The following is a 17,504-nucleotide window of genomic DNA, read 5'->3' on the forward strand; positions in this document are numbered from 1 at the left end:
TTAACCGACATGTAGCAGTAAGTAGAAAAAAGGCAAAAGAAAGCGGCCAATTGCCGAATAATGCAGCAATAACCCTATTATTTATAATTGTTTAATTTCTCAACTTGCCATACCCAATCAACTTCAACATGACGGGCATAGATAGAAATAACATGAGTTGAGGAATGATGACCAGTAATGAACAGAGTTATAACTAGCCTGATAAGTAATAATTTATCATTTTTAGCGATAACCAAATGAAATAAATAATGATTTAGACACATCGCCAACAATAAAAATATGTTTGAGAATGTAACCGCGCAGCTAACACCGCTGTAGTTTCAGTTAGGCAGGGGGTGAGTGGCAAACCACTCCACCAAAAAGTCCAACATCGACCTTAATGTCGCTGGCATTTGCCGACGTGAGGTATAGATTCCATAAATTCCCATCGCCTGTGGTTGATAATCTGGCAATAATCTTATTAGCTCACCACGGGCAATATAAGGCGCGGCGGAGTAGCAGGGTTGCAAAGTGATACCGGCACCTTCTAATGCTGCGCTGAGCAAAAAAACCGATTCATTGGCACTGAGATTCCCCCCGACCGCAACAGATGATTTAATTCCTTGTTGATCAAAATGCCATAAACTTTTACCAAAATAGGAATAGGTCAGGCAGTTGTGAACTGCCAAGTCAGATGGGATTTTCGGCGTTCCTTTAGCAGATAAATAACTCGGCGAAGCGCAAACCACTGAATGGCAAATGGAGAGCGGACGAGCGATTAAATTGGGATCTAAATCATTGGTAATACGCAGTGCCAAATCAATACGTTCCTCCACCAAATTGACAGTTCGGTTATTCATTTGTAAATCCACTGCGACCTGAGGATGACGGCGTAAATACTCAGTAACGGCGATCGCCACTGCACTTTGTCCTAGCGATTGAGAGCAACTGATACGCAACAAACCGCGCAGTTCATCATTTTCTTGCCCCTCAACTAAATCCATATCTTTAGCAAATTCAAGCATATGTCGGCAACGCGGGAGTGTGGACTCCCCAGCATGAGTCAGACTCAATTTTCGAGTTGTGCGGTGCAATAAACGTGCTCCGGCCCATTGCTCCATCTGCGCCAAATAGCGTGTCACCATGGCCCGCGACATATCCAAAGTCTCGGCAGCGGCAATCATACTGCCCCGCTCAACAATAGCGACAAACACCTCTGCTGCGGTAATCCTATCCATTATTAGCTCGATTTAAGCAACAAACAATTACCTATTATCGGGTTTTTCTATCGATATAAGCAATCTATTATCTAGCCCATACCCCAGTCACTCTCAGGAAAATGAACATGTTAAATAAAACTCTATTACAAATGGCCTTTGCTGGCCTGACAACTTTCGCTGCTGTATCAACCGCTAATGCAGCTGAACAGCTCAAAATGGAAGTTTATAACCCCGGTGAAAAAAGCATCTTCCCGGTATCGTCTGAAATTATCAGCGGAAAAACTGAAGTGGTGCTGATTGATACTCAATTTCAGCGCAATGATGCCGAAGCTCTGGTGAAGAAAATTCAGCAAAGTGGTAAGAAACTGACCACTATTTATATCAGCCAGGCAGATCCTGACTTCTATTTCGGCCTGGATGTGATTACCAAGGCTTTTCCACAAGCTAAAGTGATCGCAACCCCGCAAACCATTGAAGAAATTAAAGCCACCAAAGACGGGAAAATGGCCTATTGGGGCCCGATTTTGAAAGAAAAGGCCCCTACCCGTGTCATTGTCCCGCAAGAGCTGCAAGGCAAAAGTTTTACGGTTGATGGACAGGAAATTAATATTGAAGGCTTAGATGGGCCATCGCCAGAAAAAACATTTGTCTGGATCCCATCATTAAAAGCGGTCGTTGGTGGTGTTGCCGTCTCGGGTAATATTCATTTATGGGTCGCTGATACTCAAACAACTGAGTCACGCCAAAACTGGCTGACAACACTAGATAAAATCAAAGCATTGAAACCAGTCACCGTAGTTCCAGGGCATTATCTTGATAACGCACCACAAACATTAGAATCAGTGACCTTTACTCAACGTTATTTAACGACGTTAAATGCAGAAATTCCTAAAGCAAAAGACTCAGCTGAACTCATTGCAGCGATGAAAAAACATTACCCTGAACTGAAAGATGAATCTAGTTTGGAATTAAGCGCCAAGGTGCTTAAAAACGAAATGAAATGGCCGCAATAAAAGCCATTAACATTAATTGTCACTGAATAAGCTCATCAGAAAATATAATTTTAGGAAAACACAATGGTCGGTACAAAGTTACATTACATTTTTGATCCATTATGTGGCTGGTGTTATGGTGCCGCGCCGCTGGTACAAGCTGCACAAAATATTCCTAATCTCACTCTGGTATTGCACGGTGGTGGAATGATGTCAGGAGCTAATCGTCGCCAAATAGATAGCCAATGGCGTAGCTATGTTATGCCCCATGACCAACGCATTTCACAGCTAACCGGGCAAATTTTTGGTGATGATTACTTTAATAATTTACTGAAAGATACTTCAGTTATTATGGATTCCACACCGCCGATCGCCGCTATTCTGGCATCGGAGGCATTTGCAGGCCGGGGTGCAGAACTACTGCACCGCATCCAACACGCTCATTATGTTGAAGGCCGCCGCATTGCAGATACTCCTGTGTTAACGGAACTTGCTGTGGAACTTGGGCTAGATAAGGATTCATTTATAAACGCCTACAATAGCGCTTTAACAACATCCAGCCAGCATATTGCTGAAAGCCGAGCATTACTGGCTAAAGTACATGGACACGGCTTCCCTACTTTTGTACTGGAAGACGAACAAGGGAAAATAACGCCCCTGCCTGCAAATGAATATTATGGAAATCCGTCTGGCTGGGGTGAGTTGTTAAAAAGTATTACGGCACATTAAAAACTAACTGCGACCGCCTTATTAATATGGTGAGGAGGTTGTACTGTGGCTGGCAAACAAAAGCGAGCCACAGATTAATTGAGTTGAAAAGTTTGTTGCTGTAAAACCTCAGAGGCGCGAGTAGATTGGCCGACTAATTCAGCATTTAGTTTTGTAACTTCATTAATCGCCCCTACCCGCGCAGTTATATCCTCAATACCTTTACTTTGTGCATGTGATACAGCAGATATTTCTATCATCAAATCCATCACTTTTATAACCACGTCAATAAAAGCGCGTAAGTTGTCACCAGAGCGACCCACCAAACCGGCCCCTGCTGGAATGTAAGTTGAAGAGTTCCCAATAAGGCGCTTAATATTCAGTGCTGAATGACCAGTGCGCTAACATCCCCACTTCCCATGCAATAATGGAGAATCGCCGCCCGTGTTCACCTGCATGAGCAGCTGCAATTGCAGCATTTAAAGCCAGAATATTGGTTTGGAAAGCAACTGATTCAATCAAGGTGATAACCTCAGCTATCGCCTGCGAACCCGCAGAAATATCAGCCATCGAACTCACCACGCTCGACATCATGCTCCACCTTGGCTGGCGATATAATGCGAGAGAATATTTTTATTACAGTTAACGATGATTGGCATAACAATATTTCCCATCAAGTAGGACAGATATATCTCAATAAACAGAAAGATATATTTATATATCATTACGAGTCAGTAAACGTAAATTATTAACAGGATGCCCTTCGGACTGTTCTATCAACATCATATCTTCGTTCAGTCGATAGAAGATAGGGTGACTTACCGCATAGGGCGTATTCAGAAGGTCATCCAGATAACGATTCTCACCCTCTATAATTGTTAGAGATAATATTTTACCGATAAAAATATTAGCCTTAACATCTACCACATTAAAAGCAATATTTCTTCTTGCTTTTACATAACCATCACTACCATATACATCCGCAGATGATTTAACCTCTCTTCCAATAATACTAACCCTTGAACAAACATGATAGTTCTCTGTTAGATTATTAAAATCATGATTGACTGCCCAGTAGCCTTCTATATCTTTCATGGGATGAAAGCAGGAGTAAAAACGTCCAAATACATATCCTAATCCAATACTAAATAAAATTCCAAGATATAATATTTTCGTTATTTTTTTTCGCATACTAGCCCCATACTCTGACATTTGCAGATAGTGTAATCACCATTTTTTTGTTTTTTTAAAAATACATAGGGTTCTTTATTATAGGAAAACAAAAAATCTTTATCGCGAACTTCATCTAAATTCACTAATATAGGCAGTTTTTTCACATCAATAAGTTTCACTTGATAATAGTTAGATGTCATATTGAATGAAACCAATAAAAAAAAACAAAAAGTAATAAAAATAATAATTTTGCAAGTAAAACCAATAGACTCCGAGGGTGAATAGATACTTTTATCTTTAAGGTGATCGACAGAATCAACCTCAGTAATTAATAAGTTTGGCGCAAGATTATTGGCCGTAAAATCAGGTTTAATACCAATACTATATCCTTTTTTAGGAATTGTAGTAACCAATTCATGTTTTTTATCATCCAAAGCATTCCGTAAGTTACTAATAGTTTGAGTTAATGTATTGTCAGTAACATAACTTCCTAGCCATATTTTCTTCTCGATATCCTCACGAGAAATAGCCTCCGGATAGTGAGAACACAACAAAGACAAAACTTCAGACTCTTTGTTTCTTATTTTGGTAATACACCCTCTATTATTAATAATTCTCTTTCTCGGAGTAAAAACAATATCACCAAGAATTATTTCATCCATTTCATTTCTCACACTTTTAAATATAACTTAAGAAAGTAACAGAAATGACAACATTAGTCCTTAACTGAAGAAAATAAAAAAATCAAATACAATAATTTCAATAAAAATCAAATAGTCATAAAAAAACAGCGGTTACTTGATTTTATCAATCTATCAAAAAAAAACCATTATTAATAAAAAATGTGAATTATTTAGGCATAGACTTTAAGATACAATTTATAAAGTAGTAATAAAAATAAACTTACTCTATAGAAGGCATATATGAAAACAAAAAAATACAAAGTCATTTTATTAATCATACCAACTATTTTTGGATGTGAATCACATAATAAAAAAAACTCATTTGATAGGGATGTAATAGAAAAAGTAACGGCCCTGACATCGGGTATCCACTTCCTAAAAGAAATATGTGATAGAAAAAACCTACCCAATGAAAATGAAATAGTCAATATAGCAATTAAGGCACTAAAAAAAGATAAAGCGGTAAACAATCGTGAGTTTAGGACTAAAATAGCAACTCTAACTAAGATCAGATATGAAGAAATAAAATCACATAAAACAGATGACAAAAAAAAATGCCATGAACTTGAAAGCATTCTTAAACGATTTATTAAAATAGTAAACTCGTAATATACTCACCCCAAAAAATATACCCAATGCCAGATAACGAAATATAAGGTCCAAATGCAATAAACTTTCTTTTCTCATTTGAAAAAACATCAATAAATATATAGGCAATGATCCCCAGGCTAGAAGAAATTAAAACTAGAAAGGGTATAGCAGTTATACCAAACCAAGCCCCCAAGGCTGCCATTAACTTAAAATCACCATGTCCCATACTATCAATATCTTTTAATAGCTTAAATATCCAATAAGGCGACCATAAAAATAGATATCCTATTACTGCACCCAAAACAGAAAATGACAATGGTGAAAAGGTATCATTTATATTTAAAATAAGCCCACACCAGAGTAATGGCATTGTAATACAGTCAGGAAGAATATAGTAACTAAGATCAATAAAGGTCAGAACAATAAGAGCCCAAACTAATAACAAACTACAAAAGACTAAATAAGTATCTTGAAAAATAAAACCAATAATAGGTGTTAGGAATGTAGTCAACAGTTCGACGATAATGTATCGAGGATTTATTCTTCGGTTACAACATTTCGTCACTCCTTGCAAAAATAACCAACCTAATATGGGGATATTATATCTAAGCGGCAAAGGGCTATAACAATGTGAACAAAAGGATCGAGGGAGACACAGATTAAATCCACATTTAAAGATATCAGAATCTTTTTTGTCTATAGTATTTTCAGGAACACAACTCAGAAGCATAATAGGAAGACGATAAATAATAACATTTAAAAAACTTCCCACACATAATCCAAGAAAAATATAAAGTGAAAGCCGGGGCAAAAAATGCATATCAGTCATAATTGTATTCTATACCTTTCTATAGTTTATTTAACAAAACAATATCGCCAGAAATATAACCACCATCTTTATCAATAGTTATATTCACGTTACTTACTTCAATTCTTTCATCTTGTGATAATATAAGAAATACATTCAGAAATTGATAAGAATCAGCACTTTCAATGTTCACTAAAATAGACTCTTTTTGTAAGTCAGTAATTTTGAATGCGATAGAGTTTTCATTAAGCAATGTTATTAACCCATCCTTAAAACCTCCACTAGAATGGCTACTAAATACAGTATTTGAATTTCTTTTCATCTTTAGCCTTTCAGCAAGAGATGATAGATTAATAACATTATCATTTAATATATCATATTGTTGTAAATAAATTTCATTTTCCAACATTGATTTCATAGCAAAACAAAATAGAATAAATGCCATAAAAAAAACAAAACTCGGTTTGAACAACAATAAATATAAAATATTTTTTTTAAAATTCATAAACAACATTCAAATGTTATATCGTTAGTTCCATTATCATTAATAACTTTAGATATACTAAACCTTTTATTTTCATCATCTACTTCGTTTAATGCCAAATTTATCTCTCGCCCCTTAGGTGCAGTTACATTAAAGCTAATTTTATTTTTCTCTTTATCAAAAACAAGGCTATTTATAGCGATATCAGTCTTGCCAAAGACTTCACTCGACATATGCAAAAAACCAATAAAGTCATGATCTATCATATGAATATTATATATTCCCTTATGAACATTAATGTTTTCTGTGTTTTCATATTTTTTTATTACTGGGTATTGAGTATAAAAATCCTGCAAGACTACATTTAACATATGAATATCCCGTAATATATCAATATTATGAAGCCAAGAATTTAAACACATTACGATAGATAATAAAAAGCACAAGTAACCAGTTCTTAACACAGGTGTATTATGAGCAATTTTTTTTCTATGCCGATAGTATCTTCCACTCAATAAATTAACATTATTATGTTCAAGATTATTAGCCATAATGCGTAACACTTCGCAATAATGTGTTGAATGAGAGCTAAGAGTTTGAACATCAAGGTGACTAAGTAAATTTTCAGGGAGAGATAATGACTTTGACCGGTATAAAACTTCAAATATATCTTCCTTGATTGAAAAACCAGACATATCACCGTTTCTTATTAACCATTCATTACCCAGCTTTATTGAAAACCACTCTTCATCACTAAATGGTAATGTTAGTACATCCGGTATCATAGCCGTTGCAGATATGCCCGCATCCTTTAACCAGCCTAGCCAAACATTCATTAACTCATGCTCAATAGCTGCTATGTAACAAAAAGCACTATCCACTTTTAGTGTCACTATATGGAAATCATCTATATTACTAATAATTGAACGTTCAATAGAGAATGCAAGGGATTTTTTATTATTTAATATTTCTTTATTTTTTATTCTAACTCGCCTAAAAATCACAAAACTAGCGGGTATTAATATTCTCACATCACTATTAAACCATAGAGAAATACTTTTCAATTCAGTATGATGATCTAGTTTTCCATATTTTCCATTTTCCGCCCCTTCTATCTTGGCATACCAGTAAATGGGATCACTTGCATGACTTCCTAATCTAATAACTAGTGTTGTTCGAGGGGAATCTACTCTCTTGATATTCTTCACTAAAACTAAGTCTCCGTTGTAATACGATAATATCTTTCTCATTTACATGAAAAAGACTCATTAACTGATTCCCCCCCCCTTTGCTTTCTAACCTAAAGATAGATGAAAAATAATATTCATTATGCAAAAAACTCAATCCGTCAATATTTCTTATTTCATTAATCTTATCTATATTAATAGTTGCATTATTTACAAGCAAATCAAAGAAAGACTCAACATTTTCAAATTCATTATTATATTTAAATGATATCGCTTTGGTAATATCGCTTTCACTAATTTCATTCATAAATATTGCTTGTAATAACTGGATATGATTAACGTCAAGCATGTTTACATTGATTAATAATTTAGTGTCATTTCTATAGCAAAGAAATGGAATTATCTTCAAAAAATCCTCATCATTAATATTAAGTAGATCGCCTATTGAGTCACCCACTAAGAGAGCATTCCTTATAGCTAATATGGAATAGCTATGTTCATTATTTATATTGTTCTGTTTTGAATTGTCTTGACTAGCATGGTTGAAATCCATTATTAACTCATTGAGCACTGTTGAAGTAATATTATTTAGTTGAAAAAGATACTTTAACACTAACCAATGATAGATATAGTCATCCTTATTAATATAACTATTATTGTAGCGAAGAGTGTTTACATTAAAACAGTTTGTTCTATCAATTAGTTTATAATGCACATCTCTATTATTTATTTTTATAACTGATTTCGATGTTAATAATAGCGATGAGATAGCTTCAAAATGTAATTTAGTTGGCATTTTTTCAATTATATTTTTTAGAAAAAAACCTTCAGAACCCAGCAGTAATTTTTTTTCAGATTTATTACGTTCACTATTAGTCACAAAATAAAATGTATCATTTAGATAAAAATAGGCAGTAAAAACCATTGTACTCATCAGTAGAGTGACAGATAAAACGAGTAATAAAGCAACACCACGTTGTTTCACTCTATTATCCTTAGTTATATATTATTATTTAATAAAACAATAACTTTTCTTATAGTGCCTATATTTTCCAGCTCAATAATCAACTCAATTCCTTCAGGTAAAATGGCTATTTCGTCCCACTCATTTATCCATTTATTTTCATGAAAGACTCTAATGCGAAATTCTGTCACACCATCTAGAATTTTTGATACTGTCGGTTGATCTTCATTTAAGTGATACGATAGTTTTTCCAAAATATGACTCCTTAACCTATACCCTAAAATTTGTGATTCCATGTGATAGGTGAAGCCAGTATTAACGCCAATGTCACACGAAAAGTAAATGCCAAAGTCATCACTACCCAATAAAAATTTACCAACCCTAATACCATTATTAAGTTTTTTATTATGGTGTGAATAAGCATATATCATTGTATGTGAAAGTTGATGATCTAGTGTATTTACTACCCTCTGCAATTTATTAACTTGTTTTGACTTTTTATTAACTGCACTACTTCCTTTGCTAACAACAGTCATAGCTTGGTAAACAGTTAAACTTATCAAAGTGAAAATGATTACAGCCAATAAAACCTCTAATAATGTAAAACCTTGAGTGGGACGTTTATTCATTAATAACACGATATCCTTCCAGGATAAATATAGGAACTTTACTATTTTCTTGGCTACGGACTTCAACCGTCACAATACCTATAGTTTCATTTATTATTTCTCTTGATTGCCAATACCATAATTTGTTAACAATAAAATCGCTTCCTTTTATCCAACTTTCAGTTTGCTCTATTCTTTTCAATTTAATTTCAGCTAAAGCATTCTCCGCAACCCAAGAAGCCGAGACCCTATTTTCAAGTGTTTTGACCCATAGTAATTGCTCACTAATAATGGCCATGATTCCGATACCAACAACAGAAAAAATCGCCATTGAGAGCATGGATTCTAGCAATGTGAAACCCGAATAATATCGCAAGTCATCACCTATTAAACCCTAAAAATTCCATAATTCATAAATCGTTGTTCGTGTCATTTTTTACTAATGATGTTAACCAATTTCCTATATCATCTTCAGTCCCTACTTCTCTATCTGGTCCAGATGAGAATATATCAATATCTTCATATCGGCCGGGATTATTCATCTGATATGAGTTACCCCATGGATCTTTTGGTAATCGTCTAATATATCCACTATTAGGGTAAGTACGTGGAATCGGTAGGTCTGTTGGTTTGATAACTAATGAAATAACCCCTTGTGACTCAGTTGGATAATGACCATTATCCAACTTATACATATCTAGTGCATTCTCTATCGCCGCAATATCACTTAATGCTTTTTGCTGGTCAGCTCTATTTTTATTTTCCATTAGGCTGGGTACTGTCAAACTAGCAAGCAAGCCTAAAATAATAACGATCACCATCATTTCTAATAATGTAAAGCCATTATATTTAATATTATTCATAGTTCTCCTTAGACAGTAATTATAAAATCAAACTATTCATTTCCAGTATTGGTTGAAAAATTGCCAAAACAATAAAAAATATAAATCCGGCCATTAAAATCATTATTACTGGCTCAAGTAATATTACAAATATATTTATATTATCAATTAATTCCTGCTCTTGAATATCTGTTATTTTTTCCAAAATAACATCTAACGTCCCGCTACGCTCACCAGATATAATCATATGTAAAATCATAGGGGAGAATCCATTACTATTAGCTAGAGACGATGACAAACTCCCACCTTCGCTAACTAATTTTGCAGCATTTTCTAACCCCTGCTTTATATATAAGTTAGTTACCACAGAACTGCTAATTTCCATCGACTTGATCAAATTAACACCATTAGAACTCAAAATTGTCATCAGTCTTAAATACCTAGATATATTTAAAATAAATATTGCCTTACCTAAAAACGGGGTTTTCAAATAAAAAGATGCAAAGAACATGTTTATCATTTTTATTTTTGATAATCCACACCATCCCCAAAAAACAATAATGAAAAGCATAGTAATTAATAATATATTATCTTCAAGCCAATGAGTCGTCATTATTAGGACTCTAGTAGACAATGGTAATACTTTATCATAAGAAACAAACTGTTCAATTATATTAGGGACTACTACAGATAACAGTGTTATTATAACGCCGATAGATATTAAAATTAAAATAGCAGGATAGACTAGCGCTTGAGCTATTTTATTTTTCACTTTATATGCCTGTTCTATATGATCGGCAAGCTTAGATAGTACTAAACCTAAATGACCTGATAGTTCACCTGCAGCAATCATAGATCTGTATAGTGAATTAAAAATAACTGGAAATTGTGATAGTGAATCGGAGAACGAATGGCCTTCAAGGATTTTCTTCCGTATCTCATTAATCACACTATTAACATTGTTTTTCGTACTTTGCTTTTCAATTATCTCTAGTGCTTCATCTAATGGGATTGAAGCATTGACTAAAATAGACATCTGCCTGGTAATTAAAATAAGATCCATGTTATTTATTTTTTTAAAACACTTAGCCCAGCGTAAAAACAAACTTTCATGCTTAATTTTAATTTTTAATAAAACCATTTTTTTTTGATAAATAACATGTCTGGCCGCTAATATATTCTCAGCATCAATATTGCCTTTTATTTTCACCCCTTTATTATTAATAGCTAAATAATTAAACTTTGGCATACTTATCTTCTAAACTTACCCTCATCACTTCCTCTATTGTTGTGAGGCCTCCAACTATCTTTTCAATACCATCTTGCTCTATACTGCGTATATATCCCTTAGCTATTTTACTTAATTCAAGTTCGCTCCCCCCTTTATAAATACCCTCACGTAAATTGTTATCGATAATCAGTAATTCGTGTAAAGCGATTCGGCCACGATAACCTGTTTTATTACAATTATTACAGCCAGCCGCACGAAATCCATATCCCTCTATAGGAATTTGATCATGAATATTCAACATTTGCAGAGTATCCTGTAGGTAGGGGCACTGTTCTCGGCATTCAGCACATAATCGTCGAACTAAGCGTTGAGATAAAATAGCCAACAAAGAACTAGATAACATAAATGGTTCAATCCCCATATCTTTGAGTCTAGTGACAGCACCAATCGCACTGTTAGCATGCAATGTTGATAAAACTAAATGCCCAGTTAAAGAAGCTTGAACTGCTATTTGTGCGGTTTCTACATCTCGTATTTCACCGATCAAAATAACATCAGGGTCTTGGCGCAGAATGGCTCTTAAGCTACGTGAAAAAGTCATATCAATCTTTGAATTAACTTGTGTCTGAGAAATTCTATCTATGTCAAATTCAATAGGGTCCTCCACTGTCATGATATTTCTTTCGCATGCGTCTATTCCCATTAACGCAGCATAGAGCGTAGTGCTTTTACCTGCGCCGGTAGGCCCAACAATTAATATAATACCATGGGGTTTAACAACCAATTTTTTCATGATATGGCTGTTTTTTTTCGACATTCCCAAACATTCTAGATCTAGTTTAAGGCTATTCTTATCTAATAGACGCATGACAACTCGCTCACCATGATTTACTGGTAATACCGAAACGCGAACATCCAATGATCGCCCTGCTAAACTGAGTGCTATACGGCCATCTTGTGGGATACGTTTCTCTGCAATATCTAACTTTGCCATAATCTTAATTCTCGAAACCAATAGTAACGCAACCCTACGTTGTAGCTCTAATATATTTTTTAACACACCATCAACACGAAATCTTATAATTACTTTCTCACTAAAAGATTCTATGTGTATATCTGATGCCAATTCTTTTATAGCTTCTACCAATATTGTATTTATTAGTTTTATTACTGGAGCTTCATTATTACTATCGAGTAAATCCTCACTAATTGGAAGTTCACTACTAAATGAATAAATAGCAATTTCATCACTTATAGCGTTCATTATTTTATGTGATTGTACTGAACTATTCTGATATACAGCAGCAAGTTGAGTGTCAAACTCATCATCAGTTACAATTTGGAGCCCAATAGGGCGATTGCCAACTCTGTTACCTTCAAGTATTGACTCAAGAGAAGCGGAGTCACGACAAATAATTTGGTAACCTTGTTTAACCGGTACTAAAATAACACCATTATCCTTGGCCCAGCTAAACGCTAATGGCAATAATTCAGATTTTATGAGGGTCATTTTTTTACCCCTATCATTTCATAAAACTCTACTATATCGTTTTTAAGAGAATTAAATTCATCATTTTTTATTTTTTCTGATAATACCTCCAGCGGTTCTTTTATATCTATAGAATATAAATTATTATGTTCAGTATATTTATCTGCTGTTGCTTTGCTATAGTCACTTGTCTCTCTGAGTATTGTCGGCCTGATAAAGAGAATCAGATTACTTTTCTCAATCTTTTCTTTCCTCTGCTGAAATAGTCGGCCTATTAAAGGAATATCACCTAAAAAAGGAACTTTATTTATGACTTTATTCAATTTTTTATCTAATAGTCCCCCAACGACAACTGTTTCACCGCTTTTAACCAATACTGCATTATTAACCACTCTCTTATTAAAAACCGAACCTAAATTATTGGCATTAGCATCAGATCTGTCAGCAACACTTGATACTTCTTGCCGAATTTCTAGCAAAACTGAATCGCCTTGGTTTATCTGTGGTTTGACTTTCAACATAACACCAACAGATTGTCTCGAAATCGAGTTATATACTTTATCTGTGGCCGTTGTTTGTGTAGAGGTAAGCACCGGAACTTCTTGACCGACATTGAACTCTGCCTCCATATTATCCAGAGTGACAATACTTGGGGTTGCGAGAATATTATTATTTGAATTAGTTGCTAGAGCAGTGAACAGACCATCCCAATTTCCTTTGTAAAAACCAGCTGTTAATCCTGATATCACCATAGGAAGGGGATTTTCACTACTGCTATTTGCTCTTATACTATCTGGATTTTGGATAAAATTGACCCCTCCATGAAACTTATTAGCCCATTGAATACCCAGATTCAGTCCTTCTCCATTTTGAGTTTCAACTATAATCGCTTCGACCAATACCTGAGCACGTCTGACATCTAGCTTTTCAATAACCTGATCTAATTCTTTCATTATTTTTGGATGAGCAGTAATCACTAAAGCATTTGTTTGATCATATGCCTTTATAGACACATTTCTAGCGTTGCTCTTCCCCGCTATTTTTTTGGCATTGTCACTTTGAACGCCACTGCTGACACCATTTAATACATCCAATAACTTCGATGCTTGTGCATACTTCATATAAATAACTTTAGTCGTGCCATAACTATCTTGTTGATGGTCAAGCCTCTTTATCATTTTAATGGCTCTTTTTCTGGTATGACTATCACCACTGATTAAGACTGAGTTAGTTCTCTCATCTGCAATGACTTTCCCAGCATTAAATAAATCTTTTTTAGTTGTATTTACTGGATTTATAACTTGATTGACTAATTTAATAATATCGGCGGCGATAGCATGATTCAATTGATAGAGTTCAATCTCTGCATCTCCAGGTTGATCTAATGTACTAATAATACTATATAAACGATTTACTACTGCTGCACGCCCTGTAATAAGCACTACGTTTGATGGGTCATAGTGAATGATACTTCCTGACTCAGTATTATCATTTAACTGGCGAAGTAATGGAGCCAAGTTCTTAGCTAAAATGTATTTAAGTTTAAATACTCGGTTAATAAGCTCATCACCTTGGGTTTCTTCTGCATTCTTTTGCAGCGGAACAACGGAGTTTTTTGCACGTTTTGCAGGGATGACCTTTAATATATTATTAGGCATTTCAACAACTGTGTACCCATAAACATCAAGTACATTTAAAAAGAATTGATAATACTTATCTTTATCCAATTGCTCAAAGCTACGAACGCTGACTACCCCTTGAACCTTGGGATCTATAATTATAGTTTTATTAATGTTCTTACTCACCGTATTAATAAACTCTTTTATATCAGCATCTCTGAATGATGCGGAAAAGTTAGCACAATATACTACCGCAGGTAAATAAGAAGCTAAAATTACCAATCTAAATAAATTAATATAAAACGAACTGAATCTTAAAAAAAAACCAACCACATTAGTATAGACTATAAATATTTTATTGTAGTAGTACATGAAAACACCTTTCTCAACAAATCAGGGTGATTTATCTATAAAATCACGAGTGTGTAGTGCTCTCCATTTTCATTGATTATAATCCGGTCTTTTAATATTTTAACAATAGTAACAGCCTCTACTTTATCACCCTCTAAGTATAAATTTTGTTTCCCATCAAATTCTAAAATTACAATAGAGCTTGCCTCATCCGTATGCTCCAATACACCCACTAATTTTAGAGTACCAGTATAAATTGGTGAGTTTAAAATATTCACTATCTCTGGAGTTATTTCTTTATCATTGTCTTTTCTTTTAAAAATAATAGAGTTTTTAATATCCTCTACCATTTTAGTTTTACTTATAAAGTTATTGCTCCATTCCCCCTCATATAATGATGGGACTTTTCTTTTATTTCTCTCCATTACCATATTAAAACCAACGCTAACTTGATAAAAAAAGTACGATATGAGAATAATTTCTAATATGATATTTTTTCTATTAAGCAATACTTTATAGGGTGTTATAAGTATCAGGTTAAAAAATGATAACACCCTAGCCTCTCATACGAATTTTAGTTTAATATTAAAATAGACAACTATTATCAATAACCAACAAACCTATCAGTTGTATTATTTGATACCATCGCGCTCAATATCCCAGAGTCTAATCTGAGTCCGTATCTATTTATGGTTTTTACGATCCCATCAGGTATGCCAGCATTCTTCAAATGCACTCTGAATTTATGTATTAATTGATGGTAATTATTATCTGAAATGCTCTTATGATTCTCATACCAAACAACTTTAATGATATCTTGTTTTCTATTAACATCATTAAACAGACACATCACCAATCTCTTTTGTTTTTCATTAATATCAATGGTTAATTTTTTAGAGTGGAAATGTATTTTATTCATACAGCAATCCAGTGATATCTCTTTTTCATAATCAATCACCCCTTTACCATTAATATCAATGAATTTACTGCCAGAAACAACAGAGACTGTATCAACGTACATATATGACCCCTACAAATATATTCACTCAGTTAATAATAATAAATCACACTACAGATGTGATAAGAGAACTAGTGATTAGTATCGTGCTTACTTAATGAATAAATCCAATTAAATTATATTTTTTAATTATATTTGATGTTTTAAATGGTTTTCCCACACAAAAAACATTCCAATCATAGGCAAGAAATAAACAGTAAGATTGTATAACAATACAATTGAAACCTATATCACCAACAATGAAATAACTCAGCCCTATGAAGGGAACGCTTCCATTTAAAATATCTATATATTACTTTATTCATTTAGAAAAATACACGCAACCACTGAGTTAACATACAATAATAATTAAAAAACTCAAGGAATAAATGTTGTTTAATAATGTCAAATAAAGCTATTCATTATTGAAACATAATAATAACATTATATGTCATTTTTACTTCTATCTGTAAGGTCTATTTATTGATTTATATAATTCATATAGCTCGGAGTTTAACTAAAAAACGCCCATCACCATATGGAAACTTCTGTTTTATCGTGCAAGACTTGCTTTAAACATATAATCACAAATTTTAATTATGACCAAGGGTGTTACGTCAACAAAAAAAATTAAAGGATATATAAATATTAAATTGAAAAATATTTGATATTCCCCTTGAATGCGCTCAAGGGGAATTGAGAAACTCAACTTATTACATGAAGAACTCGACTTCACCGCCATTTAAGTTATACATACTGCCTACTATTTTCACTTTCCCTTCTTTCTCTAATTTATTAATTATTTCGCTATTTTTACGAATCTCATCAATAGTGTGTTTTACATTATTCTTCGCAACAGCATCTACATATTTTTCGTTTTTGCCACTCTTCTCACCATCAAATTGAGTCGTTGCAATCGCGGGCTTAATTTTATCGAGGAGGCCAGTCAGGTTGCCGAGTTCTACGTTATCAATAGCACCTTTGACAGCACCGCATGCAGTATGCCCCATGACCAAAATAACCTTTGCCCCCGCGGCGGCACAAGCAAACTCCATGCTACCTAATAAATCATCATTAGAAATGTTACCGGCAATCCTGGCATTGAATGTTTCACCAATTCCTGTGTCCAGAACAATTTCAGCTGGCGCTCGAGAATCAATGCAGCTCAATATAACGGCCGAAGGAAATTGCCCCTCTGCACTACTGCGTTTTTGTGCGAGATAATCGTGTTGCTGCATTTTCCCAGAAACAAATCTTTTATTACCTTGCTTCAATCCTTCCACTATCTGGTCGGGTGTTAATTTATCCCGTTCTTCTCGTGTCAGGGAAGCTGCATATGATATCTGAGGTAACCCTAGCCCAATCCCGCCAATAACACCCGCAGCGGTGATGCCCAAAGCAGCTTTTAGCACGGTTCTTCGGCTATTTGGATGGCTATCTTCTGAACAACAACCTGTTATCTTACTCATACTCTCTCCTTGAAACTATTGTTGTTATTTTCGATGCTGCACAATTAGTGAGCAGCCTATTAAATGTAGTACATCCAACTTGTTTTACACGATAGATAATAGATAGATT

Annotated in this window: 19 protein-coding genes and 1 pseudogene; 3 read left to right on the forward strand and 17 right to left on the reverse strand. The window is 34.3% G+C overall.

The genetic code is table 11. From position 1 onward, the window contains the following. Positions 1-320: 320 nt before the first annotated feature. Positions 321-1,217: a LysR family transcriptional regulator gene (locus tag OVO64_RS14835; RefSeq protein WP_145509620.1), complete on the reverse strand. Its 897-nt coding sequence runs from the start codon at positions 1,215-1,217 to the stop codon at positions 321-323. Positions 1,218-1,324: 107 nt separating this feature from the next. On the opposite strand from OVO64_RS14835, the gene OVO64_RS14840 reads away from it, so the two are divergent. Together OVO64_RS14840 and OVO64_RS14845 are read left to right on the forward strand one after the other, a co-directional pair. Further along, entirely contained in the window at positions 1,325-2,212 is an 888-nt protein-coding gene (locus OVO64_RS14840) for an MBL fold metallo-hydrolase (RefSeq protein WP_050292083.1), read from the forward strand. A gap of 63 nt (positions 2,213-2,275) precedes the next feature. Then, positions 2,276-2,920: a DsbA family protein gene (locus OVO64_RS14845; protein ID WP_145509619.1), complete on the forward strand. Its 645-nt coding sequence runs from the start codon at positions 2,276-2,278 to the stop codon at positions 2,918-2,920. Here OVO64_RS14845 and OVO64_RS20540 read toward each other — a convergent pair. From OVO64_RS20540 to OVO64_RS14865, 3 genes and pseudogenes are all read right to left on the reverse strand, one after another. Further along, positions 2,917-3,510, reverse strand: a pseudogene (locus OVO64_RS20540) (methyl-accepting chemotaxis protein); the annotation flags it as partial. The gene OVO64_RS14845 and the pseudogene OVO64_RS20540 overlap by 4 nt on opposite strands. Positions 3,511-3,613: 103 nt before the next feature. Beyond that, entirely contained in the window at positions 3,614-4,090 is a 477-nt protein-coding gene (locus OVO64_RS14860; protein WP_038631154.1) for a hypothetical protein, read from the reverse strand. Beyond that, positions 4,075-4,734 carry a winged helix-turn-helix domain-containing protein gene (locus OVO64_RS14865; RefSeq protein ID WP_042562466.1) on the reverse strand — a complete coding sequence of 220 codons (660 nt, stop codon included), beginning with the start codon at positions 4,732-4,734 and terminating at the stop codon, positions 4,075-4,077. The genes OVO64_RS14860 and OVO64_RS14865 overlap by 16 nt, the downstream gene beginning before the upstream one ends. 261 nt (positions 4,735-4,995) lie before the next feature. On the opposite strand from OVO64_RS14865, the gene gspS reads away from it, so the two are divergent. Further along, positions 4,996-5,364, forward strand: coding sequence for a type II secretion system pilot lipoprotein GspS (gspS, locus tag OVO64_RS14870; RefSeq protein WP_038631152.1), 369 nt, complete (start codon positions 4,996-4,998; stop codon positions 5,362-5,364). On the opposite strand, the gene OVO64_RS14875 is transcribed toward gspS, so the two are convergent. From OVO64_RS14875 to OVO64_RS14935, 13 genes are all read right to left on the reverse strand, one after another. Continuing rightward, positions 5,345-6,175, reverse strand: coding sequence for a prepilin peptidase (locus OVO64_RS14875; protein ID WP_267248866.1), 831 nt, complete (start codon positions 6,173-6,175; stop codon positions 5,345-5,347). The genes gspS and OVO64_RS14875 overlap by 20 nt on opposite strands. A gap of 19 nt (positions 6,176-6,194) precedes the next feature. Next, positions 6,195-6,659, reverse strand: a complete 465-nt coding sequence (locus tag OVO64_RS14880) for a hypothetical protein (RefSeq protein WP_144242875.1) — start codon at positions 6,657-6,659, stop codon at positions 6,195-6,197. Next, entirely contained in the window at positions 6,656-7,846 is a 1,191-nt protein-coding gene (gene gspL / locus OVO64_RS14885; RefSeq protein ID WP_050292089.1) for a type II secretion system protein GspL, read from the reverse strand. Before gspL ends, OVO64_RS14880 begins: the two co-directional genes overlap by 4 nt. Beyond that, positions 7,797-8,810, reverse strand: coding sequence for a type II secretion system protein GspK (locus tag OVO64_RS14890; protein WP_267248867.1), 1,014 nt, complete (start codon positions 8,808-8,810; stop codon positions 7,797-7,799). The genes gspL and OVO64_RS14890 overlap by 50 nt, the downstream gene beginning before the upstream one ends. Before the next feature lie 14 nt (positions 8,811-8,824). Then, positions 8,825-9,418 (reverse strand): type II secretion system minor pseudopilin GspJ, encoded by a 594-nt coding sequence (gene gspJ / locus OVO64_RS14895; RefSeq protein ID WP_038631145.1) that lies wholly within the window; start codon positions 9,416-9,418, stop codon positions 8,825-8,827. After that, positions 9,411-9,773, reverse strand: coding sequence for a type II secretion system minor pseudopilin GspI (gene gspI, locus OVO64_RS14900; RefSeq protein WP_080723380.1), 363 nt, complete (start codon positions 9,771-9,773; stop codon positions 9,411-9,413). The genes gspJ and gspI overlap by 8 nt, the downstream gene beginning before the upstream one ends. Before the next feature lie 34 nt (positions 9,774-9,807). After that, positions 9,808-10,260: a type II secretion system major pseudopilin GspG gene (gene gspG / locus OVO64_RS14905; protein WP_038631143.1), complete on the reverse strand. Its 453-nt coding sequence runs from the start codon at positions 10,258-10,260 to the stop codon at positions 9,808-9,810. A gap of 19 nt (positions 10,261-10,279) precedes the next feature. Beyond that, a complete protein-coding gene (locus OVO64_RS14910; protein WP_267248868.1) occupies positions 10,280-11,488 on the reverse strand; it encodes a type II secretion system F family protein in 1,209 nt (402 codons plus the stop codon). Beyond that, the gene (gene gspE / locus OVO64_RS14915; RefSeq protein WP_267248869.1) at positions 11,475-12,980 is read right to left on the reverse strand and encodes a type II secretion system ATPase GspE; all 1,506 of its coding nucleotides are present in this window, start codon (positions 12,978-12,980) and stop codon (positions 11,475-11,477) included. The genes OVO64_RS14910 and gspE overlap by 14 nt, the downstream gene beginning before the upstream one ends. Further along, a complete protein-coding gene (gspD, locus tag OVO64_RS14920; protein WP_267248870.1) occupies positions 12,977-14,950 on the reverse strand; it encodes a type II secretion system secretin GspD in 1,974 nt (657 codons plus the stop codon). Before gspD ends, gspE begins: the two co-directional genes overlap by 4 nt. Positions 14,951-14,985: 35 nt before the next feature. After that, positions 14,986-15,354, reverse strand: a complete 369-nt coding sequence (locus tag OVO64_RS14925; protein ID WP_267248871.1) for a type II secretion system protein N — start codon at positions 15,352-15,354, stop codon at positions 14,986-14,988. Between the two features lie 179 nt (positions 15,355-15,533). Continuing rightward, positions 15,534-15,950, reverse strand: coding sequence for a winged helix-turn-helix domain-containing protein (locus tag OVO64_RS14930; protein ID WP_038631135.1), 417 nt, complete (start codon positions 15,948-15,950; stop codon positions 15,534-15,536). A 689-nt stretch (positions 15,951-16,639) separates the two neighbouring features. After that, positions 16,640-17,395, reverse strand: a complete 756-nt coding sequence (locus tag OVO64_RS14935) for a carbonic anhydrase (RefSeq protein ID WP_038631132.1) — start codon at positions 17,393-17,395, stop codon at positions 16,640-16,642. Between the last annotated feature and the right edge of the window lie 109 nt (positions 17,396-17,504).

This window comes from Yersinia sp. Marseille-Q5920, assembly GCF_946902935.1.
GTDB classification, from domain to species: domain Bacteria; phylum Pseudomonadota; class Gammaproteobacteria; order Enterobacterales; family Enterobacteriaceae; genus Yersinia; species Yersinia rochesterensis.

What these genes read in the sequence shown, in the direction of transcription:
- OVO64_RS14835 (WP_145509620.1), bottom strand. Translation starts at nt 1,217, where the DNA reads ATGGATAGGATTACCGCAGCAGAGGTGTTTGTCGCTATTGTTGAGCGG.
- OVO64_RS14840 (WP_050292083.1), top strand. Translation starts at nt 1,325, where the DNA reads ATGTTAAATAAAACTCTATTACAAATGGCCTTTGCTGGCCTGACAACT.
- OVO64_RS14845 (WP_145509619.1), top strand. Translation starts at nt 2,276, where the DNA reads ATGGTCGGTACAAAGTTACATTACATTTTTGATCCATTATGTGGCTGG.
- OVO64_RS14860 (WP_038631154.1), bottom strand. Translation starts at nt 4,090, where the DNA reads ATGCGAAAAAAAATAACGAAAATATTATATCTTGGAATTTTATTTAGT.
- OVO64_RS14865 (WP_042562466.1), bottom strand. Translation starts at nt 4,734, where the DNA reads ATGGATGAAATAATTCTTGGTGATATTGTTTTTACTCCGAGAAAGAGA.
- gspS (WP_038631152.1), top strand. Translation starts at nt 4,996, where the DNA reads ATGAAAACAAAAAAATACAAAGTCATTTTATTAATCATACCAACTATT.
- OVO64_RS14875 (WP_267248866.1), bottom strand. Translation starts at nt 6,175, where the DNA reads ATGACTGATATGCATTTTTTGCCCCGGCTTTCACTTTATATTTTTCTT.
- OVO64_RS14880 (WP_144242875.1), bottom strand. Translation starts at nt 6,659, where the DNA reads ATGAATTTTAAAAAAAATATTTTATATTTATTGTTGTTCAAACCGAGT.
- gspJ (WP_038631145.1), bottom strand. Translation starts at nt 9,418, where the DNA reads ATGAATAAACGTCCCACTCAAGGTTTTACATTATTAGAGGTTTTATTG.
- gspG (WP_038631143.1), bottom strand. Translation starts at nt 10,260, where the DNA reads ATGAATAATATTAAATATAATGGCTTTACATTATTAGAAATGATGGTG.
- OVO64_RS14910 (WP_267248868.1), bottom strand. Translation starts at nt 11,488, where the DNA reads ATGCCAAAGTTTAATTATTTAGCTATTAATAATAAAGGGGTGAAAATA.
- gspE (WP_267248869.1), bottom strand. Translation starts at nt 12,980, where the DNA reads ATGACCCTCATAAAATCTGAATTATTGCCATTAGCGTTTAGCTGGGCC.
- gspD (WP_267248870.1), bottom strand. Translation starts at nt 14,950, where the DNA reads ATGTACTACTACAATAAAATATTTATAGTCTATACTAATGTGGTTGGT.
- OVO64_RS14925 (WP_267248871.1), bottom strand. Translation starts at nt 15,354, where the DNA reads ATGGAGAGAAATAAAAGAAAAGTCCCATCATTATATGAGGGGGAATGG.
- OVO64_RS14930 (WP_038631135.1), bottom strand. Translation starts at nt 15,950, where the DNA reads ATGTACGTTGATACAGTCTCTGTTGTTTCTGGCAGTAAATTCATTGAT.
- OVO64_RS14935 (WP_038631132.1), bottom strand. Translation starts at nt 17,395, where the DNA reads ATGAGTAAGATAACAGGTTGTTGTTCAGAAGATAGCCATCCAAATAGC.